A 15925-nucleotide genomic window follows, 5' to 3' on the forward strand; every position below is an offset into this window, starting at 1 on the left:
TTCACGATGGACTGGGGAGCAATCTTCAATAACGCCGCCGTCGAGCTGATCAGCCCGACCACGGCCGCCTACGCACTCGCCGCCCTCGGGCTCGCCGTGCACTTCGGCTACACCGGCCTGCTGAACTTCGGACAGGCCGGGTTCATGGCCCTCGGAGCCTACGGCTACGCCATCTCCATTTTGACCTTCGGGTTTCCCGTCTGGGGAGCCTTTCTGGTCGGCGTGGGGGCATCCGTGCTCTTTGCCTTGATTTTGGGTATTCCCACGCTTCGACTGCGCGCCGACTACCTCGCCATCGTCACGATCGCTGCCGCCGAGATTGTGCGGCTGTTGTTCACGACGAACACTTTCGCCTCCGTCACCGGATCGGCCAACGGCCTGAGTGGGTACAAGAACGAGTTCGCGGCGCTCAACCCGCTAGCTGATGGCAGCTATGGGTTCGGGCCGTTCGAGAACAACGCCTACGACACCTGGCTGCGCATCGTGGCCTGGTCGATCGTGATTATCGCGGCCCTGCTGGTCTGGCAGATCATGCGCAGCCCCTGGGGCCGCGTCATCAAGGGCATTCGCGAAGACGAAGACGCCGTGCGTGCCCTCGGCAAGAACGTCTATGCCTACAAAATGCAGTCGCTCATTCTCGGTGGTGTGTTCGGTACCATCGCTGGAATGATCTTCGCGCTGCCGCGAGCGGTCGTGCCGTCGAATTATCAGACGACTCTGACGTTCTTCATCTACGCGATTCTGCTGCTCGGCGGGGCCGCCACGGTGCTCGGCCCGATCATCGGTTCAATGATCTTCTGGGTGCTGCTGTCGTTCTTCTCGGGTTTCATGGCTCGGGCCGTCGAAGCAGGCTGGTTGCCGTTCATGACGTCCATTCAGGCCGGCCAGCTGCGCTTCGTACTGGTGGGAGTGGCGATCATGTTAATAGTCATCTTCAGACCGCAAGGTATCTTCGGCAATAAGAAGGAGTTGGCTTTTGTCCGATAACGCTGTTCCGGCCGCTCCCCTCGAGCCGCCCGTTCCCATCACAAAGCCGGTCAAAGCGACCGGCCTGCACATCGGAGAACCAGCACCCGGCTGTGCGAAGGTCGACCCGATTCTGGTCGTCGACAACGTGCGGCGCACCTTCGGGGGGCTCACCGCGGTCGACGTCGATCACGTCGAGGTTCCGCGCGGCGCGATCACAGCACTGATCGGCCCGAACGGCGCCGGTAAGACGACCCTGTTCAACCTGTTGACCGGTTTCGACAAGCCCGACGACGGAAAGTGGACCTTCAACGGTCGCTCCCTCGCTGGTGTTCCGGCGTACCGAGTGGCCCGCATGGGCCAGATTCGCACCTTCCAGTTGACCAAGGCGCTCGGCCTGCTCACCGTCATGGACAATATGCTGCTCGGTGCCAAGGGCCAGACCGGCGAGAACATGTTCCGCGCATTGATGCCGTTTCTCTGGCGCAATGAAGAGGAGGAGAACCGCGCCAAAGCACTCGATCTGCTCACCCGGTTCAAGCTTGATACCAAGAAAGACGACTACGCGGCGAGCCTCTCCGGCGGGCAGCGCAAGCTGCTCGAAATGGCCAGAGCGCTCATGAGCGATCCGACCCTGGTAATGCTCGACGAACCCATGGCCGGGGTCAACCCGGCACTGACCCAGTCGCTGCTCGACCACATTCTCAACCTCAAGGCGCAAGGCATGTCCGTTCTGTTCGTGGAACACGACATGCACATGGTGCGCCACATCGCCGACTGGGTGATCGTAATGGCCGAGGGCAAGGTGGTCGCCGAGGGCGACCCGCACGAGGTCATGAAGAACCCGGCCGTGATCGACGCATATCTCGGTCAGCACCATGACGAAGACATTGGGGAAGACCCCGATGCCGAGATCGTGCACGTTTCAGCCATTAAGGAGTTGCTCGATGACGAACGCTAATCCGCAAATCGTGCCGGCACCGACCGAAACCCGGGACGCCGTCGTCGAGGTCAAGAGCGTCACCGCCGGCTACGTCACCGGAGTGAATATTCTCAATGCCTGCTCCCTCACCGCCTACGACGGCGAGCTGATCGGCATTATCGGCCCGAACGGCGCAGGCAAGTCGACGCTACTCAAAGCCATATTCGGCTTGGTGAAAGTGCGCGACGGCGAGATCCTCCTGCGCGGCAACAACATCACCAATCTCAAGGCCAACAAGCTCGTCGCCCAGGGCGTCGGCTTCGTGCCGCAGAACAACAACGTCTTTCCGACCTTGACCATTCGCGAGAACCTCGAGATGGGCATCTTTCAGAAGCCCAAGGGTCTGATCGAGCGGCTCGAGTTCGTTACCGAGATCTTCCCGGAGCTCAGTAAACGGATGTCGCAGCGCGCCGGTTCGCTGTCGGGCGGCGAACGACAGATGGTCGCCATGAGCCGCGCGCTCATGATGGGTCCACACGTGCTGCTGCTCGACGAGCCGAGCGCCGGCCTCTCCCCCGTGCGCCAGGACGAAGCGTTCCTGCGCGTCAAAGAGATCAACAAGGCTGGTGTGACCACGATCATGGTCGAGCAGAACGCACGCCGCTGCCTGCAAATCTGCGACCGCGGCTACGTGCTCGATCAGGGTCGCGATGCCTACACCGGCACCGGACGTGAGCTTTTGAACGACCCCAAGGTGATCGGCCTGTACCTCGGCACCCTCGGGCAGGATTAGCGCTCTCACCCCCTGTACGAGCCTCCAGCGGCGTCCGAGATCACCTCGGGCGCCGCTTCTGTGTGTGTGCCGGCGAACGGATGCCACGGCTCGCGCTTCAGGATCGGCTCACGTATACGCAGAAGGGCCCCGGCCGAAGCCGGGGCCCTTCAGATCGCTCAGTAGAGCGGGAGCGGTGGAGCTAGTTGATGCGCTTGTACTTGTTGTCGGCACCGAACTGGTAGATGCCGATGGTCGCGCCGGTCGGGTCGCCGTTCTCATCGAACGTGATCGGACCAGAGAAGCCGTCATAGTTGACCTGCTTGCCGGCCTTCAGATCCGCAGCAGCGGACTTGAAATCGGTGGCCTTGGTGCCGTCGCCGGTGCCGCCGGAGACCTGACGCAGGTAGCTCGCGATCGAGGTACCCGAAACGTCGTTGCCCGCATAGGCGGCCAAGGCGATCAGGACGACGGCGTCATAAGACTCGGCTGCGTAGCTGTAGTCGGTCAGCGTCGGGTCGACCGTCAGCAGGCGGTCGGTGAAGTCGCCGAGCGATGCCGTGTCGAGGCCTGGCAGCGTGCCCTTGGCGCCCTCGACGAGACCGGGAGCGAAGGTTGCGCTGTAGTCGGAAAGATTGCCGTCAACGAAGTACAACTGCTTTCCCGGGAAGCCGGTGGCCACGAGGTCCGGAATGATGACCTTGGCCTGGTCGAACGTGATCAGAGCGATCGCGTCGGGGGCCGCAGCGGTGACTTCGGCGATCTGCGCGGAGAACGACGGGTCGCCCTCGTTGAACAGTGCGGTTGCGACGACCTTGCCGCCAGACTTGGTGAACGCGTCGCCAACGTACTTGGCGAGTCCGGTCCCGTAGGCGTCGTTGAGCACGATCAAGCCAAGGGTGGCGTTGCCGTCGTCAGCGATCTGGGTGCCGAGCACTTCACCCTGGAGCACGTCGGAGGGTGCGGTACGCCAATACAGACCCTGGTCGGCATAGGTCGTGAACGCGTCAGAGGTGTTGGCCGGGGAAAACTGCACAACGCCAGCACCGGTGATCTGGTCGATCACGGTCTTGGAGACGCCAGATGAGGCCGCTCCGACGATGGCTGTCACGTTCTGCGAGAGCAGGTCGGTGACCGAAGTCGTCGCGGTGTCGGTCGTCGTGTCGCCAGAGTCGCGATAAATCGCTTCAACCTTGATACCGAGACCGGCCGCGTTGACGTCCTGCACGGCGAGCTTCACTCCGGCTTCTTCGGGCGGGCCGAGGAAGGCCAGTCCACCACTCTGCGGAAGAATAGTGCCGATCTTCAGGGACAGGTCGCGCGCTCCGGAAGCGACCGGCTTGAAGTCGGATGCCGCTGTGGTTGTGGCCGCGTCGGTGGGTGTGGTCGCAGCACCGTTGCTGCAGCCGGTGAGCAAAAGGGCGCTCACGCCGATGAGGGCGACACCGGTAACGAGGGTACGAACTGAGCGGGAAGCCGAGGCCTTCGCGAAAACGCTCATGTTGCTCCTTGATTTATAAAGAGGGGTAAGACTGGTCAGCCGGTTGACTGCCGTGGTGTCAGAGTAGGCAATCAAGGGCCCAGAAACATACCCCCTGATGGGAGAACTTTGTAATGCGACCAAATCGTTACGAACGACGGCCGGTAATCCCCTGATAATCAATGATTTGTTTCTCCGTCATGGCGAACATACATTCCCCCCAGGAAGCGCACACGGCGCTTCCGGAAATCACCTGGGGCCAGCCAGCCTCGAGCGAGGAACCGCCATCGTCGCCGGTGATGACGGCGGCCAGGGCGGCCGTCATCACTCCGTCGTAGGCCTCTGCACCGCCAGCGGTGGCCGTCAGCGTCGGATCGGCGGTCTTGAGTCGCGCGGTGAACTCGTCCGTGGCGGCGAGCGGGGTTCCACCATTGGCAAAGTCGATCAGGGCAACGATGGCCGCGCTGCCAATCAGTCCTTCAGCATCCGCTGGCAATGCCGTCGTCGCGTCCCACAGCACCAGATCGACGCCGCGCGTCGCGAGGTCGGCGTAGGCGGCGGCGAGGTCGCCGGCCACGTTGCGGTGGATGAGCTGCACGGGCTGGGTGGGCGTTGTCTGGTCGGCGAGAATGTCACGCATGGCGAGTTCGGTGCCGGCTACCTGAGCGGCACCGCTCGCGGCATTGGCGCCGGTCATGGGAAACAGCGTGCCGATGAGAAGCGTGCCGTCGCCGGTGGGCGCCGTGCTGGCGACGAGTGTTGGGGTCGGGCTCGGCCTGGCGGCCGGCGCACCGGTGCAGCCGGTCAGTGCCAGGGCAAGCAGCAGAACGGCGGCGATCATGGGGCGACGGGGCATGTGGATCCTCTGGTGCTGGGCTGAATCGGTGCTGCGTAGGCTGGGCTGGCGCGTGCTGTTGGTTCAGCGTATCGGCTGGCCGGGGCCGGGCCAGGCCGGGCAAGCTAGGCGGGTTCGAGGGTACTGCGGCGGGGAGTGCGGCCGGAGGCCACCATGTCGACCGTCAAAATGATCAGGGCAACCCAGACCAGCCCGAAACCGAGCCAGCGTTCGGGGGGCATCGCCTCGTTCAGGATGAACACGCCCACCAGAAACTGCAGCACCGGGGCCACGAACTGAATGAGCCCGAGCACGGTCAACGGCAGGCGCCGCGCGGCGGCAGCGAACAGCAGCAGTGGTACCGCGGTGATGATGCCGGCCGCGAGCAGGCCAGCTGTATGCCAGGGCGACACCGTGCCGAAGGTGAGCCCGGAAATGCCGGAGACCACGACCAGTTGGATGACGGCGACCGGTGCGAGCCAGGCGGTCTCCAGGGTGAGGCCGGTGACGGCATCGACGCTCGGGCCCACTCGCTTCTTGATCAGACCGTAGAGTCCGAAGGAGAAAGCGAGGATGAGCGAGATCCACGGCAGTGAGCCGTACCCGACGGCGAGCACGACCACGGCGAGAAAGCTGATGGTGATGGCCACCCACTGTAGGCGGCGCAGGTGTTCCCGCAGCACGAAGACGCCGAGCAGCACGGTGACGATCGGGTTGATGAAGTAGCCGAGGGCCGCTTCGACCACGTGACCGGTGGTCGCGGCAATCACGTAGGTCTGCCAGTTGATGAAGATGAAGACCCCGGCCAGGCCCATGGTCAATACCAGGCGCCGCTGCCTGAGGGCCCGCCCGAGAACCGTCCAGGTGCGGGTCACCGTGATGATCAGTACGCAGAAGACCAGGGAGAACAGCACCCGCCAGGCCACGATCTCAAAGGCACCCGACGGTGCGAGCAGCAGAAAGTAGAGCGGCAGCACACCCCAGAGGGCGTAGGAGAGGCCGCCGAAGATGAGTCCGGAGCGATGCGTGCCGGCGGCGGTACCGGTCGTCGCGACTGGGCTTACGGCATCCGACATGAGGGTCCTTGACTCGGCAGAGGTGAAGAAAGCAGAAAACTCCCGGATAGCGGGGCTATCCGGGAGTTTTCAGTCTAGAACGACCGACTGCTTGGTGTTAGCGTACGACCACGGCGAGCACGTCGCGAGCGGAGAGAACCAGAAGGTCATCGCCACCGAACTTGACCTCGGTTCCGCCGTACTTGGAGTAAATCACCTTGTCGCCGACGGCGATGTCGAGGGGGATGCGGTTGCCGTTGTCGTCAATGCGGCCGGGGCCGACTGCAACAACTTCGCCCTCCTGGGGCTTTTCCTTCGCGGTGTCAGGAATGACCAGACCTGATGCGGTGGTCTGCTCGGCATCGACCTGCTTGATGACGATGCGATCCTCGAGCGGCTTGATGGAGACCGACACGGTTGACCTCTTTCTAAGATTTGGGTTAGCAGACTCACAGCGAGAGTGCCAAGTGAAGTTTAGGGGGGTTCTGGCACTCACGCAACGTGAGTGCCAGATGGGGGTCATTTTGGTAGCGTTGCAGCATGGATCGAACCGAACTCGTTGAGCTGCTTTCCCCCGCGAGTTTGCGGCTGCTGGACTCGCTGCCGCCCTACGACACCCACGGCGACGTGCTGAAGTTCGTGAGCGATCTGCGCAAGGCCGGGCACGCGCCCGGACTCGTGTCGGCCGTGCTCAGCCAATCGCGGCTGCGGGCAAAAGCCGCCCTCAAGTTCGGTGAATTCGCCGAGCGGATGCTCTTCACAGAGGCCGGCCTGGAACAGGCCACCCGGCTGCGTGTCGCCGCCCTGCACGCGGGCCGATTCAATGGTCTCGGCGCTGCGCTCGGCCGCACGCCGCGGGTCGCCGACCTCGGCTGCGGTATCGGCGGCGACGCCATGGCCCTCGCCGCGCTGGATCTGTCGGTCGTGGCCGTTGATGCCGACGAGGTCACGGCGACCGTAGCAAGCTTCAACCTCGCGCCGTTTCCGAACGCCTCGGCGCTGCAGGCCGATGCCGAGACGGTCGACCTCGAAGATTTCGACGCGGTCTGGCTGGACCCGGCCCGCCGCACGAGCGGGCACAGCAACACGACGCGACTGACCCGCTCCGAGGATTACTCCCCCTCGCTTGACTTCGCCTATCTGCTCGCGACGAAGCTGCCGCTCGGTATGAAGCTCGGGCCCGGCCACGACCGCGACCAGATTCCGGTCGACGCCGAAGCGCAGTGGGTGTCGGTGGACGGCCAGCTGGTGGAGATGGGGCTGTGGTTCGGCGCCCTCGCGCGCCCCGGCATCCGTCGGTCGGCCCTGCTCCTGACGGCAGACGGGAGGCACGAACTGACGGCTCCAGACGACAGTGCAGACGTCGAACCTGGCAGCCTCGGAAACTACGTCTACGAACCGGACGGCGCGGTGATTCGGGCACGCCTGATCGGCGATCTGGCCCGTTCACTGGATGCCCGCATGCTGAGTGAGGGCATCGCCTACCTGACCAACGACACGCTCACACCGACGCCGTTCGCGAGCGCTTTTCGGGTGCTCGAAACGCTCCCGTTCGACGAGAAGAAGCTGCGACTGGCGCTGCTCGAGCGGCGTATCGGCACCCTCGAGATCAAGAAGCGCGGCGTCGACGTTGATCCGGCGACGCTGCGCACCCGGCTGAAGCTGAAGGGACCGGAAGCCGCAACGTTGATTCTGACCAGGGCGGCCGGGCATCGCGTGGCGCTGCTCGTGGAGCGCGTGCGGTAGCGGATTACAGCAGCGGCAGCACGATCTGGCTGATGTAGAGGATCCAGCCGGCCGCCAGCAGAACCCCGACGAGACCGCTCACGAGGCCACTCCGCCAGAGCGTGCGCGCCCGATTCTCGGTGGTGCGCGCGATCAGCGCGAGGGTGATCGCAATGAGAGCGATCGGTAGACCAAACACCCCGACCACGCCGAGTGCGAGACCGAGAAGGCCACAGACGACGGAGGAGACCGCGAGCCGACGGCGGCCGGTGATGCGCTGCACCTCGGCTTCGGTGTAGCTGTACGGCACGAACTCGGTGGGAGCGGTGACCGTCGAGGCCCAGTCCAACTGGCTGCCGGGTGGCGCGGGAGGGCGCGTATACTGCAGCTGCGCCGAAGTCTCGTCGTGCGGATGGGGTGTAGTCATGGCTGTCCTCTGGCCGCGCATACGGTCAGCTTGTGGGGGGGTGGCCCCTGTCGATCGAAACGTGCCGCGTGGCCCCGACGGGGCCGTCTGCGTGGCTAGTTGTTGTAGCTCGTGCCGGTGGAGGCCGCCGCGAGTAGCAGAATGATCGTGAAAGCGGCGAAGATAGCGCCACCGAGAAGGCCGACGTAGCCGAGGATGGTTCCCCAGAGGGCGAGCCCGTGTCCCTTTTCGCCGGTCTTCTTGATCTGGCTCAGGGCGATGTGGCCGGTGATGATGCCGACCACTGAGATGAGGAGGATCGAGGTGACGAGCGAGATGATCGAAAGAACATTGTACTTGTCCTGCGGGTTCTGCTGGCCGTAGGGGTTCTGGCCGTAGGCCGGCTGCTGGCCATACGCGGCGGGCTGCCCGTAGGCGGGAGCCTGGCCAGATCCGGAAGCGGCCGGAGCGCCGGGTGCCGGGTAGCTCGGAGCGGCCGGGTAGGCCGGCGGCAGGCTGGAGTCGGCCGGAGTCGAACCCGTCGGGTCGCTGCTCGCCGGGCCGCTGCTGGTCGGTTCGCTGCTGGTCGGATCGACGGGGGGCTGGGTGGGATCAGACATCTGCGGTCTCCTTCGTGCGGAATGTTCGGGGTCGCAGAGCCAGAATATCCCGTGTGCCCGCGCGTGGGCGAATTCTGTGGCAGATCAGACCTGAATCTGGCCGACCGGCAGGGTGGAATCGGCGCCGAATTGCAGCGTTGAGGGCTCATGCCCGGCCATGATGAGCTGCGCACCGAGGGCTGCGATCATGGCACCGTTGTCGGTGCACAGGGAGAGGGGCGGGATGCGCAGAACGATGCCGGCAGCATCCGTTCTCTGGGTGGCGACCTCGCGCAGACGCTTGTTGGCGATGACACCGCCGCCGAGCAGCAGCCGCGGTACGCCGTAGTCGGCGCAGGCGGCGAGGGCCTTGGTGAGCAGAATATCGACGACCGCCTCCCGAAAACTGGCCGCGACATCGCCGATCGGCACGGGTTCGCCAGCGTCCTGGCGCTGTTCGACGAAGCGAGCGACCGAGGTTTTCAGGCCGGAGAAGGAGAAGTCGTAACGGTGCACGGCCATGTCCTTGGGCTGGCTGAGTCCGCGTGGAAACCGAATGGCCTTCGGGTTGCCGCCGAGCGCGACCCGGTCGATCTGCGGCCCGCCGGGGTAGGGCAAGGAGAGCAGCCGGGCGACCTTATCGAAGGCCTCGCCGGCGGCATCGTCGATGGTCTCGCCGAGCAGCTCGACGTCGCTGACCAGGTCGCGCACGAGCAGCAGCGAGGTGTGGCCCCCGGAGACCAGCAGGGCGATCGTCGGGTACTCGAGCGGAGCGGTGTCGCCGGTTTTGGTGTCGCCGGTTTTGGTGTCGCCGTGCCGAAGCTCTCCCTGCAGCAGGTCGGCACCGACGTGGCCGACCAGGTGGTTGACCGCGTAGATCGGTTTGTCGAGCGCCACGGCAAGCGCCTTGGCTGCGCCGACGCCGACCATAAGCGCGCCGGAGAGTCCGGGCCCACAGGTGACCGCGATGGCGTCCAGATCACTCAAGCGGATGCCCGCCTCGGCAACGGCCGCGTTGATGGCCGGCACGAGCTCGTCAAGGTGCGCCCTGGCCGCGATCTCGGGCACGACACCGCCGTAACGGGCATGCTCGTCCATTGAGCTCGCAATGGTGTTGGAGAGCAGGGTGGTTCCGCGCACGATGCCGATGCCGGTTTCGTCGCAGGACGTTTCAATGCCGAGCACGAGCGGATCAGCGCGGTTTATGGTCATCACGAGGTCTCCACAAGCATAGATTCCAATTCTGGAATATTGAGACGCATGACGATGGCATCTACGTTGTCCGGCTGGTAGTAGCCGCGGCGCACGCCAACCTCGATGAATCCGAGGCGTTCGTACAGGCGCTGGGCACCGGGATTATCGGCCCGCACCTCGAGAAAGATCAGCCGGGCGCCGCGCTTCCGGGCCTCATTGATGAGCGCCTGCATGAGTGTGCGGCCCAGGCCGCGTCCGCGTGCGGATTCGGCGACCGCGATGGTCTGAATGTCGCCCTCGACGGCTCCCCGCGGGGCGAGCAGGCCGGCGTAGCCCTCGACCGTGCTGGGGTCGTCGGGCGGAAACGCCACGAGGTAGAAGCAGGCGGGGTCGCCGAGGTCGCGCGCCATCATGGTCGGCGACCAGGCGTCATGGACGAAAGTGGTCGTCTCGAGGTGCATGATGGCTTCAAGATCGGCCTCGTGCGCGCGGCGCAGCTGCCAGGTCATCGGCTGACTCGCTTCGGACCGTTCGAGAGGGTGACGTCGGGCGAGCGCAGGTAGAGCGGCTCATTGGCCGCGAACGGGCGTCCGTGCGCGTAGCTCAACTCAGCGACCAGACCGAGTTCACCGGCCGACACAGTGGCGGCGTCCAGGCGCGGCCACCCGGCGTGCAGCCAGCCCTCGTCGTCGAGGTCGGCCGGTTTGGCAAGGCCGGGCTGGCCGACGCGCACGGGCAGACCAACGGCATCCGCTTGGGAATAGGCGCTCCAGTAGATTTCGCGGCGGCGAGCGTCGGTGACGACGACGAGCGGGCCGGAGTGGCCGCGGCGGTAGTGGCCGTAGGCGATGGCGTCGTGGCTGATCACCGGTACGAGCGGAGTGCCAGCCCCGAGGGCGAAGACGCGGGCCGAGGCGATACCGACTCGCAGGCCGGTGAACGGGCCTGGACCCATGCCGCCGACGACGCCGGAGAGGTCAGCCGAGGCGACATGCGCTTCCTGCAGGCATTCCAGAATGAACGGGCCGACGATTTCGGCGTGACGCATCGTGTCGGCTTCACCGCGTTCGGCGATGACTCCGCGGGCAAGGTCGACGACGGCGACGCTCGTGCCGGCGGAGGTGTCGATGGCAAGTAGCACCCGTTCAGCCTAGCTTTCATGGGCCAGCGCTTCGCGCGGCTGGCTTTCATAGGCCAGCGCTTCGCGCGGCTGGCTTTCCTGGGGCCGCGATCAGGTCAGAAAGAGCACGACGGCGGCTGTCAGGGCAACGATCACCAGGATCGCACGCAACACCGGAGCCGAGAGCCTTCGCCCGATGCGGGCACCGAGCCAGCCACCGAAGGCGGAACCAACGCCGATCAGCACAGCGATCACCCAGTCGACCGTGCCGCTGGAGATGAAAATAATTGCAGAGACGAGGTTGGCCATGCCGGCCAGCACATTCTTGGCACCGTTGGCCCGGTGCATGTCGGTGGACCACAGAATACCCAGCAGTGCCAACAGCACCACTCCTTGCGCTGCGCCGAAGTATCCCCCATAGACCCCCGTGCCGAGAATGCCGAGCACGAGGCCGAACGTGATCGGCCGAGTGTCGGTCGTGGTGCCTTCGGGAGACTTGCGCCGCACGTAACGGGCCACGCGGGGCTGGATCGCGGAGAGCAGCGCGGCGAGCAGCAGCAGGAACGGAACGACCGCCGAGAAGGCCTCCTCGGGCAGGACCAGCAGCAGCAACCCGCCGATCACACCGCCCACGGCCGAGAACACCGCCATCCAGGCCACGGGCCGCCACTGCGAGCGCAGTTCCCGGCGATAACCGTAAGCTCCGGCAATCGACCCGGGAACCAGACCAACCGTGTTGGATACGTTCGCCGTGATCGGAGGGATACCGAGGGCGAGCAGGGTGGGAAAGGTGATCAGGGTTCCAGCGCCGGCCACCACATTGATGATGCCCGCGGCAATTCCGGCGACCAGGATGATCGCGCCTTCAAGAAATGTCATTTAGTGAGAGTTTCCCGTGTTCGAATTCTCGGCGGCCGCATCGCCAACGGCGAGCACAATCTTGCCGAGGGAGGAGTTGGTGCGCATCAGAGTCTGGGCCGCGTCGGCCTCGGTCCACGGCATGATCCGGTCGATGAGCGGTCGAAGAACCGGCGAGCCAAGGTCGACGTCGGCACGCAGCGCGGCGACGAGGTCGATCTTGTCCTGGGTGGAGCGGGTGCGAAAGGTGACCCCGTGCAGGGCGAGTCGCTTGTAGGCGAGCATTTCCAAATCGAGCGTGCCCTCGCTGCCGCCCAGTCGCCCCACCCCGATGATGCGGCCCGCGATGGCGGCCGAGCGGATGTTGTCGGCCAGGTAGGGACCGCCGACGTGGTCCACGATGACGTCGGCACCGTGGCCATCGGTCAACGCCAGCACCTGATCGGCGAAGCCGTCATCGCCAACGACGATCACCTGGTCGGCACCGACCGATCGGATCAGCGGGGTCATGCCCTCCGAGCGGGTCGTACCGATCACGAGCCCGGCACCGAGGTATTTCGCGAGCTGAACACACTGCAGGCCGACCGAGGATGCCGCGGCATGGACCAGCACGGTCTCACCGGGCTGCAACCGACCGTGGGTGCGTAGGGCATTGTGTTCGGTCAGGAGCCCGAGAACGGCCGCCGCCCCCTCGGCGTAACTCCACCCGTCGGGAATCGGAATCGGCAGGCCCGCATCGACCACGATGTGCTCACTGAGTCCCCCGCCGACGATGGTCATGACGCGATCGCCAACCCGCAGTGAGGTGACGTCGGAACCGATCTCGACCACCTCGCCGGCCGCGTCGAGCCCGACCACCGGCGGAGGGCTTCCCAGAACCGCCGGCTCATGGGTTCCGGAGCGTTGGGCCAGATCCGCCCGATTCACCGATGCCGCGTGCACGAGAATGCGCACGTCGCGCGGTCCTGGAACCGGTACCGCGCGTTCACGCAGCACCAGTTGCGGTCCGGCAGTCCCCGGTTCGACCAGAATCGCTTGCATCATGGACGTGTCCTTTCGTGGCCAACATCGGGCAGTCTGAGGGCCCCTGCTCGTCTCGTTCGATTATCGTCTAGGCAAGCCGTGACAAGAATTCGGCCCACCGACATGTACCGAGCCAACGGGGCCAAAAACGTTCTGGCCGGCATGGCAAACCTGGCCCGCGGGGTAATCGCCGAACGGGGCGCAACCGACACCATGCACCACACCGAAATGACGAGGGGTCAGCGACCGAGGGAGTGGTAGCGGGCCAGGCGGCGCGGAAGTAGCTCATCAACGGGCACCGTGGAGAGCGCGGACAGCTCGTATTCGATGGCCGACGCCAAGCGCTGGCAGAACGCCCGTCCCTCGTCTGCGGCGTCGGGGCGCTCGTCCACGATGTGGTCGACGATCCGATTGGCGTACAGCGAGGCCACGTTCACGCCCTGCGCCTCCGACATGGCCGGCGCGAAATCGGTGTTGTGGTGCACGATGGCACTGGCCCCTTCAGGAGGAAGCGGCGACAGCCAGGAGTGCTGGGCGGCGATCGTACGATCGGCGGGCAGCAGCGCGAGCGCCCCGCCGCCGGCACCCTGTCCAAGCAGCACGGACACGGTTGCCGACCGCAGGCCGATCAGCTCGTGCAGAGATCGGGCGATTTCCCCGGCCATGCCGCCCTCCTCGGCCTCCTTCGACAGCGCGGCGCCGGCGATGTCGATCACGGTGAGCAGCGGAAGCCCGAGTTCTTCCGCAAGGCGCATGCCGCGCCGGGCCTCCCGCAGCGATCCGGGGCCCATCCTGGTGTCTTGCGAGGGCCGCGGCCGGATGTGCCCGAGCACGATGCAGCTCTGCTGCCCGAACCGTGCCATGGCGAGCATGAGCCCCGGGTCCTTCTCACCCTCGCCCGTGCCGTTCAACGGCAGCACGTCGTGCGCGCCGTAGGCGAGCAGCTGGCGCAGGTCCGGTCGCCGCGGGTTGCGCGAAATCAAAATGGATGACCACGCGCCGCTCGCTGCCGGCCGCACGTTCAGGGTCTCCGGTGCCGCCACCGGCGTAGAGGCCCGGTCGGTAAGGATTGTGAGGGCGCGGTGCACGATCTCCGGCAACTGCTCCGGCGGCACAACGGCGTCGATCAGCCCTTGGTTGAACAGGTTTTCGGAGACCTGCACGTTTTCCGGAAATTTCTTGCCGTACAGCGCCTCATAGACCCGAGGGCCGAGAAACCCGAGCAGCGCGCCCGGCTCGGCCACCGTCACGTGCCCGAGTGAGCCCCATGAGGCCATCACCCCGCCCGTGGTGGGGTGCCGCAGGTACACCAGATACGGATGCCTCGCCTCGCGGTGCGCGCGCACGGCCGCGGTGATCTTCACCATCGACAAAAAGGCCAACGTGCCCTCCTGCATGCGGGTACCGCCGGATGCCGGTCCGGCCAAGACCGGCAACCCCTCGCGTGTGGCCCGTTCGATCGCGTTCACAATCCTGTCGGCAGCAGAAAGCCCGATCGATCCGGCGAGAAACGCGAACTCGCTCACCACGATCGCCACCCGGCGGCCGCGGATCAGCCCCTCGCCGGTGAGCACCGACTCGTCGGTGCCGCTCTTCGCTCGGGCCTTCACGAGGTCGGCCCGGTACTCCTCGTTCGGGGCGGGGTCGACCACGGGCTGATCCCAGCTCGTGAAGGAGCCGTTATCGAGCACCACGTCGATGAGCTCCGTGGCGTTCAGGTGGCGAGTTGTGAGCGCGGATTGAGAAATCACAGTGCGATACCTTCCAGTGAGCGGTTGAGCCAGGTGCGAATGTCGGTACCGTGCTGGTCGAGCACCGGCGGAGCGGAGTGCATCGTGTTCGTTGTCTCAACCGTATCGGCGGGTCCGAAGAACCGAAGCGGTGGACCAGGGAGGCTGATCCGGCCGAGCACCTCGTGTTCAACGTCGATCAGCAGCCCCTGCGAGAGCACCTGATCCCATTGATAGACCTCATCCAGGGAACGCACCTTGCCGGCCGGGATTCCGGCGTCGGTCAGTTTCTTCAGCAAGGTCGCGGCATCGAAGTGGGCGAAGGCATCCGCTATGGCCTCCTTGAGACCCTCCCGATTGCGCACGCGCTGCGCGTTGGTGGCCCACTCGGATCGCGCAGCATCGAGCCCGAACTCGGCTGCGAAGGTGACCCAGAGTTTCTCACTGCCGATGCTGATCTGCACACTGCCGCCGCGGCAGGGAAAGAGCCCGTAGGGAGCGATCGACGGATGGTGGTTGCCCTGGGCCTCCGGCACCTCTCCGGCCACCGTGGCGCGGGTGCCCTGGAAGGCGTGCACTCCCACCAGCGCGGCGAGCAGTGAGGTGCGCACAATCTGTCCCTGACCAGTGCGCTCGCGCTGAAGCAGCGCGGCGAGCAGTCCGAACGCGCCATACATGCCCGAGAGCAGATCGGCGATCGGCACGCCCACACGCTGCGGGTCGTCGGGGCCAGAGCCGGTGAGGGACATCAGTCCGGCCTCGCCCTGGAGAATCTGGTCGTAGCCGCTGCGGCTCGATTCGGGGCCGTCGTGGCCGAAACCGGTGATCGAGAGAATCACCAGCGCCGGGTTGAGAGCGTGCATCGCCTCGGGCGAGAATCCGAGCCGGTCGAGCACCCCTGGGCGAAAATTCTCCACCACAACGTCCGCGCGCAGCAGCAGCTCGCTGAGCACCTCCCGGCCGTCGTCACTCTTCAGATCGAGGGCGATGGATTCTTTATTGCGATTGCAGGAGAGAAAATACGTGGATTGCGGATCGTTCGCGGGGCCCACGAAAGGCGGGCCCCAGCCGCGGGTATCGTCTCCCGTGATGGGGTTCTCCACCTTGATCACGCGCGCGCCGAGATCGGCGAGCATCATGGTGGCGTGCGGGCCGGCAAGCGCGCGGCTCAGGTCTACGACGAGATAGCCCGACAGCGGGCCCTGCATACCGGTTTCGGAGCGGATGCTGGTACTCATGT

The 15925-nt window shown here is 65.4% G+C and carries 17 protein-coding genes; 4 read left to right on the top strand and 13 right to left on the bottom strand.

The features are described from left to right. Positions 1 to 6: 6 nt before the first annotated feature. Genes E3T29_RS10105 through E3T29_RS10115 form a run of 3 tightly spaced genes read left to right on the top strand, consistent with a single transcriptional unit; the run spans position 7 to position 2681 of the window. A complete protein-coding gene (locus tag E3T29_RS10105) occupies positions 7 to 987 on the top strand; it encodes a branched-chain amino acid ABC transporter permease (RefSeq protein ID WP_104089515.1) in 981 nt (326 codons plus the stop codon). A 37-nt stretch (positions 988 to 1024) separates the two neighbouring features. Then, positions 1025 to 1927, top strand: coding sequence for an ABC transporter ATP-binding protein (locus E3T29_RS10110; protein ID WP_241987758.1), 903 nt, complete (start codon positions 1025 to 1027; stop codon positions 1925 to 1927). After that, positions 1914 to 2681, top strand: coding sequence for an ABC transporter ATP-binding protein (locus E3T29_RS10115; RefSeq protein WP_174774958.1), 768 nt, complete (start codon positions 1914 to 1916; stop codon positions 2679 to 2681). The genes E3T29_RS10110 and E3T29_RS10115 overlap by 14 nt, the downstream gene beginning before the upstream one ends. Positions 2682 to 2862: 181 nt before the next feature. Here the strand turns inward: E3T29_RS10115 and E3T29_RS10120 are convergent, their stop codons facing one another. The 4 genes from E3T29_RS10120 to groES all read right to left on the bottom strand — a co-directional run bounded on the left by E3T29_RS10120 (position 2863) and on the right by groES (position 6445). After that, complete coding sequence (locus tag E3T29_RS10120) at positions 2863 to 4161, bottom strand: ABC transporter substrate-binding protein (RefSeq protein WP_134345315.1); 1299 nt, start codon at positions 4159 to 4161, stop codon at positions 2863 to 2865. Between the two features lie 127 nt (positions 4162 to 4288). Beyond that, positions 4289 to 4996, bottom strand: a complete 708-nt coding sequence (locus E3T29_RS10125; protein WP_134345316.1) for an ABC transporter substrate-binding protein — start codon at positions 4994 to 4996, stop codon at positions 4289 to 4291. Positions 4997 to 5100: 104 nt separating this feature from the next. Further along, positions 5101 to 6051 carry an EamA family transporter RarD gene (rarD, locus tag E3T29_RS10130; RefSeq protein WP_134345317.1) on the bottom strand — a complete coding sequence of 317 codons (951 nt, stop codon included), beginning with the start codon at positions 6049 to 6051 and terminating at the stop codon, positions 5101 to 5103. Positions 6052 to 6148: 97 nt separating this feature from the next. Further along, positions 6149 to 6445: a co-chaperone GroES gene (gene groES / locus E3T29_RS10135; RefSeq protein WP_092339382.1), complete on the bottom strand. Its 297-nt coding sequence runs from the start codon at positions 6443 to 6445 to the stop codon at positions 6149 to 6151. 125 nt (positions 6446 to 6570) lie between these two features. Here groES and E3T29_RS10140 point away from each other — a divergent pair, with 125 nt between their 5' ends. After that, positions 6571 to 7776 carry a class I SAM-dependent methyltransferase gene (locus tag E3T29_RS10140; protein WP_134345318.1) on the top strand — a complete coding sequence of 402 codons (1206 nt, stop codon included), beginning with the start codon at positions 6571 to 6573 and terminating at the stop codon, positions 7774 to 7776. A gap of 4 nt (positions 7777 to 7780) precedes the next feature. On the opposite strand, the gene E3T29_RS10145 is transcribed toward E3T29_RS10140, so the two are convergent. The 9 genes from E3T29_RS10145 to E3T29_RS10185 all read right to left on the bottom strand — a co-directional run bounded on the left by E3T29_RS10145 (position 7781) and on the right by E3T29_RS10185 (position 15923). Then, entirely contained in the window at positions 7781 to 8182 is a 402-nt protein-coding gene (locus E3T29_RS10145; RefSeq protein WP_134345319.1) for a hypothetical protein, read from the bottom strand. 95 nt (positions 8183 to 8277) lie between these two features. Further along, a complete protein-coding gene (locus tag E3T29_RS10150; RefSeq protein WP_134345320.1) occupies positions 8278 to 8781 on the bottom strand; it encodes a DUF4190 domain-containing protein in 504 nt (167 codons plus the stop codon). An 84-nt stretch (positions 8782 to 8865) separates the two neighbouring features. Then, on the bottom strand, positions 8866 to 9972 hold the full coding sequence (tsaD, locus tag E3T29_RS10155; RefSeq protein ID WP_134345389.1) for a tRNA (adenosine(37)-N6)-threonylcarbamoyltransferase complex transferase subunit TsaD: 1107 nt from the start codon (positions 9970 to 9972) through the stop codon (positions 8866 to 8868). Then, complete coding sequence (gene rimI / locus E3T29_RS10160) at positions 9972 to 10463, bottom strand: ribosomal protein S18-alanine N-acetyltransferase (protein WP_134345321.1); 492 nt, start codon at positions 10461 to 10463, stop codon at positions 9972 to 9974. Before rimI ends, tsaD begins: the two co-directional genes overlap by 1 nt. Continuing rightward, complete coding sequence (gene tsaB / locus E3T29_RS10165; RefSeq protein ID WP_134345322.1) at positions 10460 to 11095, bottom strand: tRNA (adenosine(37)-N6)-threonylcarbamoyltransferase complex dimerization subunit type 1 TsaB; 636 nt, start codon at positions 11093 to 11095, stop codon at positions 10460 to 10462. The genes rimI and tsaB overlap by 4 nt, the downstream gene beginning before the upstream one ends. A gap of 90 nt (positions 11096 to 11185) precedes the next feature. Then, a complete protein-coding gene (locus tag E3T29_RS10170; protein WP_134345323.1) occupies positions 11186 to 11953 on the bottom strand; it encodes a sulfite exporter TauE/SafE family protein in 768 nt (255 codons plus the stop codon). Next, on the bottom strand, positions 11954 to 12976 hold the full coding sequence (locus E3T29_RS10175) for a zinc-binding dehydrogenase (RefSeq protein ID WP_198417744.1): 1023 nt from the start codon (positions 12974 to 12976) through the stop codon (positions 11954 to 11956). It lies immediately after the preceding gene. Positions 12977 to 13194: 218 nt separating this feature from the next. After that, on the bottom strand, positions 13195 to 14706 hold the full coding sequence (locus tag E3T29_RS10180) for a carboxyl transferase domain-containing protein (protein WP_134345324.1): 1512 nt from the start codon (positions 14704 to 14706) through the stop codon (positions 13195 to 13197). Then, on the bottom strand, positions 14703 to 15923 hold the full coding sequence (locus tag E3T29_RS10185; RefSeq protein WP_134345325.1) for a CaiB/BaiF CoA-transferase family protein: 1221 nt from the start codon (positions 15921 to 15923) through the stop codon (positions 14703 to 14705). Before E3T29_RS10185 ends, E3T29_RS10180 begins: the two co-directional genes overlap by 4 nt. Between the last annotated feature and the right edge of the window lie 2 nt (positions 15924 to 15925).

The organism is Cryobacterium sp. TMT1-66-1 (assembly GCF_004403435.1).
Classification (GTDB): Bacteria; Actinomycetota; Actinomycetes; order Actinomycetales; family Microbacteriaceae; genus Cryobacterium; species Cryobacterium flavum.

Excerpts from the sequence above, each read along its gene's own strand:
- E3T29_RS10105 (WP_104089515.1), top strand. The coding sequence starts at position 7 with ATGGACTGGGGAGCAATCTTCAATAACGCCGCCGTCGAGCTGATCAGC.
- E3T29_RS10115 (WP_174774958.1), top strand. The coding sequence starts at position 1,914 with ATGACGAACGCTAATCCGCAAATCGTGCCGGCACCGACCGAAACCCGG.
- E3T29_RS10120 (WP_134345315.1), bottom strand. The coding sequence starts at position 4,161 with ATGAGCGTTTTCGCGAAGGCCTCGGCTTCCCGCTCAGTTCGTACCCTC.
- E3T29_RS10125 (WP_134345316.1), bottom strand. The coding sequence starts at position 4,996 with ATGCCCCGTCGCCCCATGATCGCCGCCGTTCTGCTGCTTGCCCTGGCA.
- rarD (WP_134345317.1), bottom strand. The coding sequence starts at position 6,051 with ATGTCGGATGCCGTAAGCCCAGTCGCGACGACCGGTACCGCCGCCGGC.
- E3T29_RS10140 (WP_134345318.1), top strand. The coding sequence starts at position 6,571 with ATGGATCGAACCGAACTCGTTGAGCTGCTTTCCCCCGCGAGTTTGCGG.
- E3T29_RS10145 (WP_134345319.1), bottom strand. The coding sequence starts at position 8,182 with ATGACTACACCCCATCCGCACGACGAGACTTCGGCGCAGCTGCAGTAT.
- E3T29_RS10150 (WP_134345320.1), bottom strand. The coding sequence starts at position 8,781 with ATGTCTGATCCCACCCAGCCCCCCGTCGATCCGACCAGCAGCGAACCG.
- tsaD (WP_134345389.1), bottom strand. The coding sequence starts at position 9,972 with ATGACCATAAACCGCGCTGATCCGCTCGTGCTCGGCATTGAAACGTCC.
- rimI (WP_134345321.1), bottom strand. The coding sequence starts at position 10,463 with ATGACCTGGCAGCTGCGCCGCGCGCACGAGGCCGATCTTGAAGCCATC.
- E3T29_RS10170 (WP_134345323.1), bottom strand. The coding sequence starts at position 11,953 with ATGACATTTCTTGAAGGCGCGATCATCCTGGTCGCCGGAATTGCCGCG.
- E3T29_RS10175 (WP_198417744.1), bottom strand. The coding sequence starts at position 12,976 with ATGATGCAAGCGATTCTGGTCGAACCGGGGACTGCCGGACCGCAACTG.
- E3T29_RS10185 (WP_134345325.1), bottom strand. The coding sequence starts at position 15,923 with ATGAGTACCAGCATCCGCTCCGAAACCGGTATGCAGGGCCCGCTGTCG.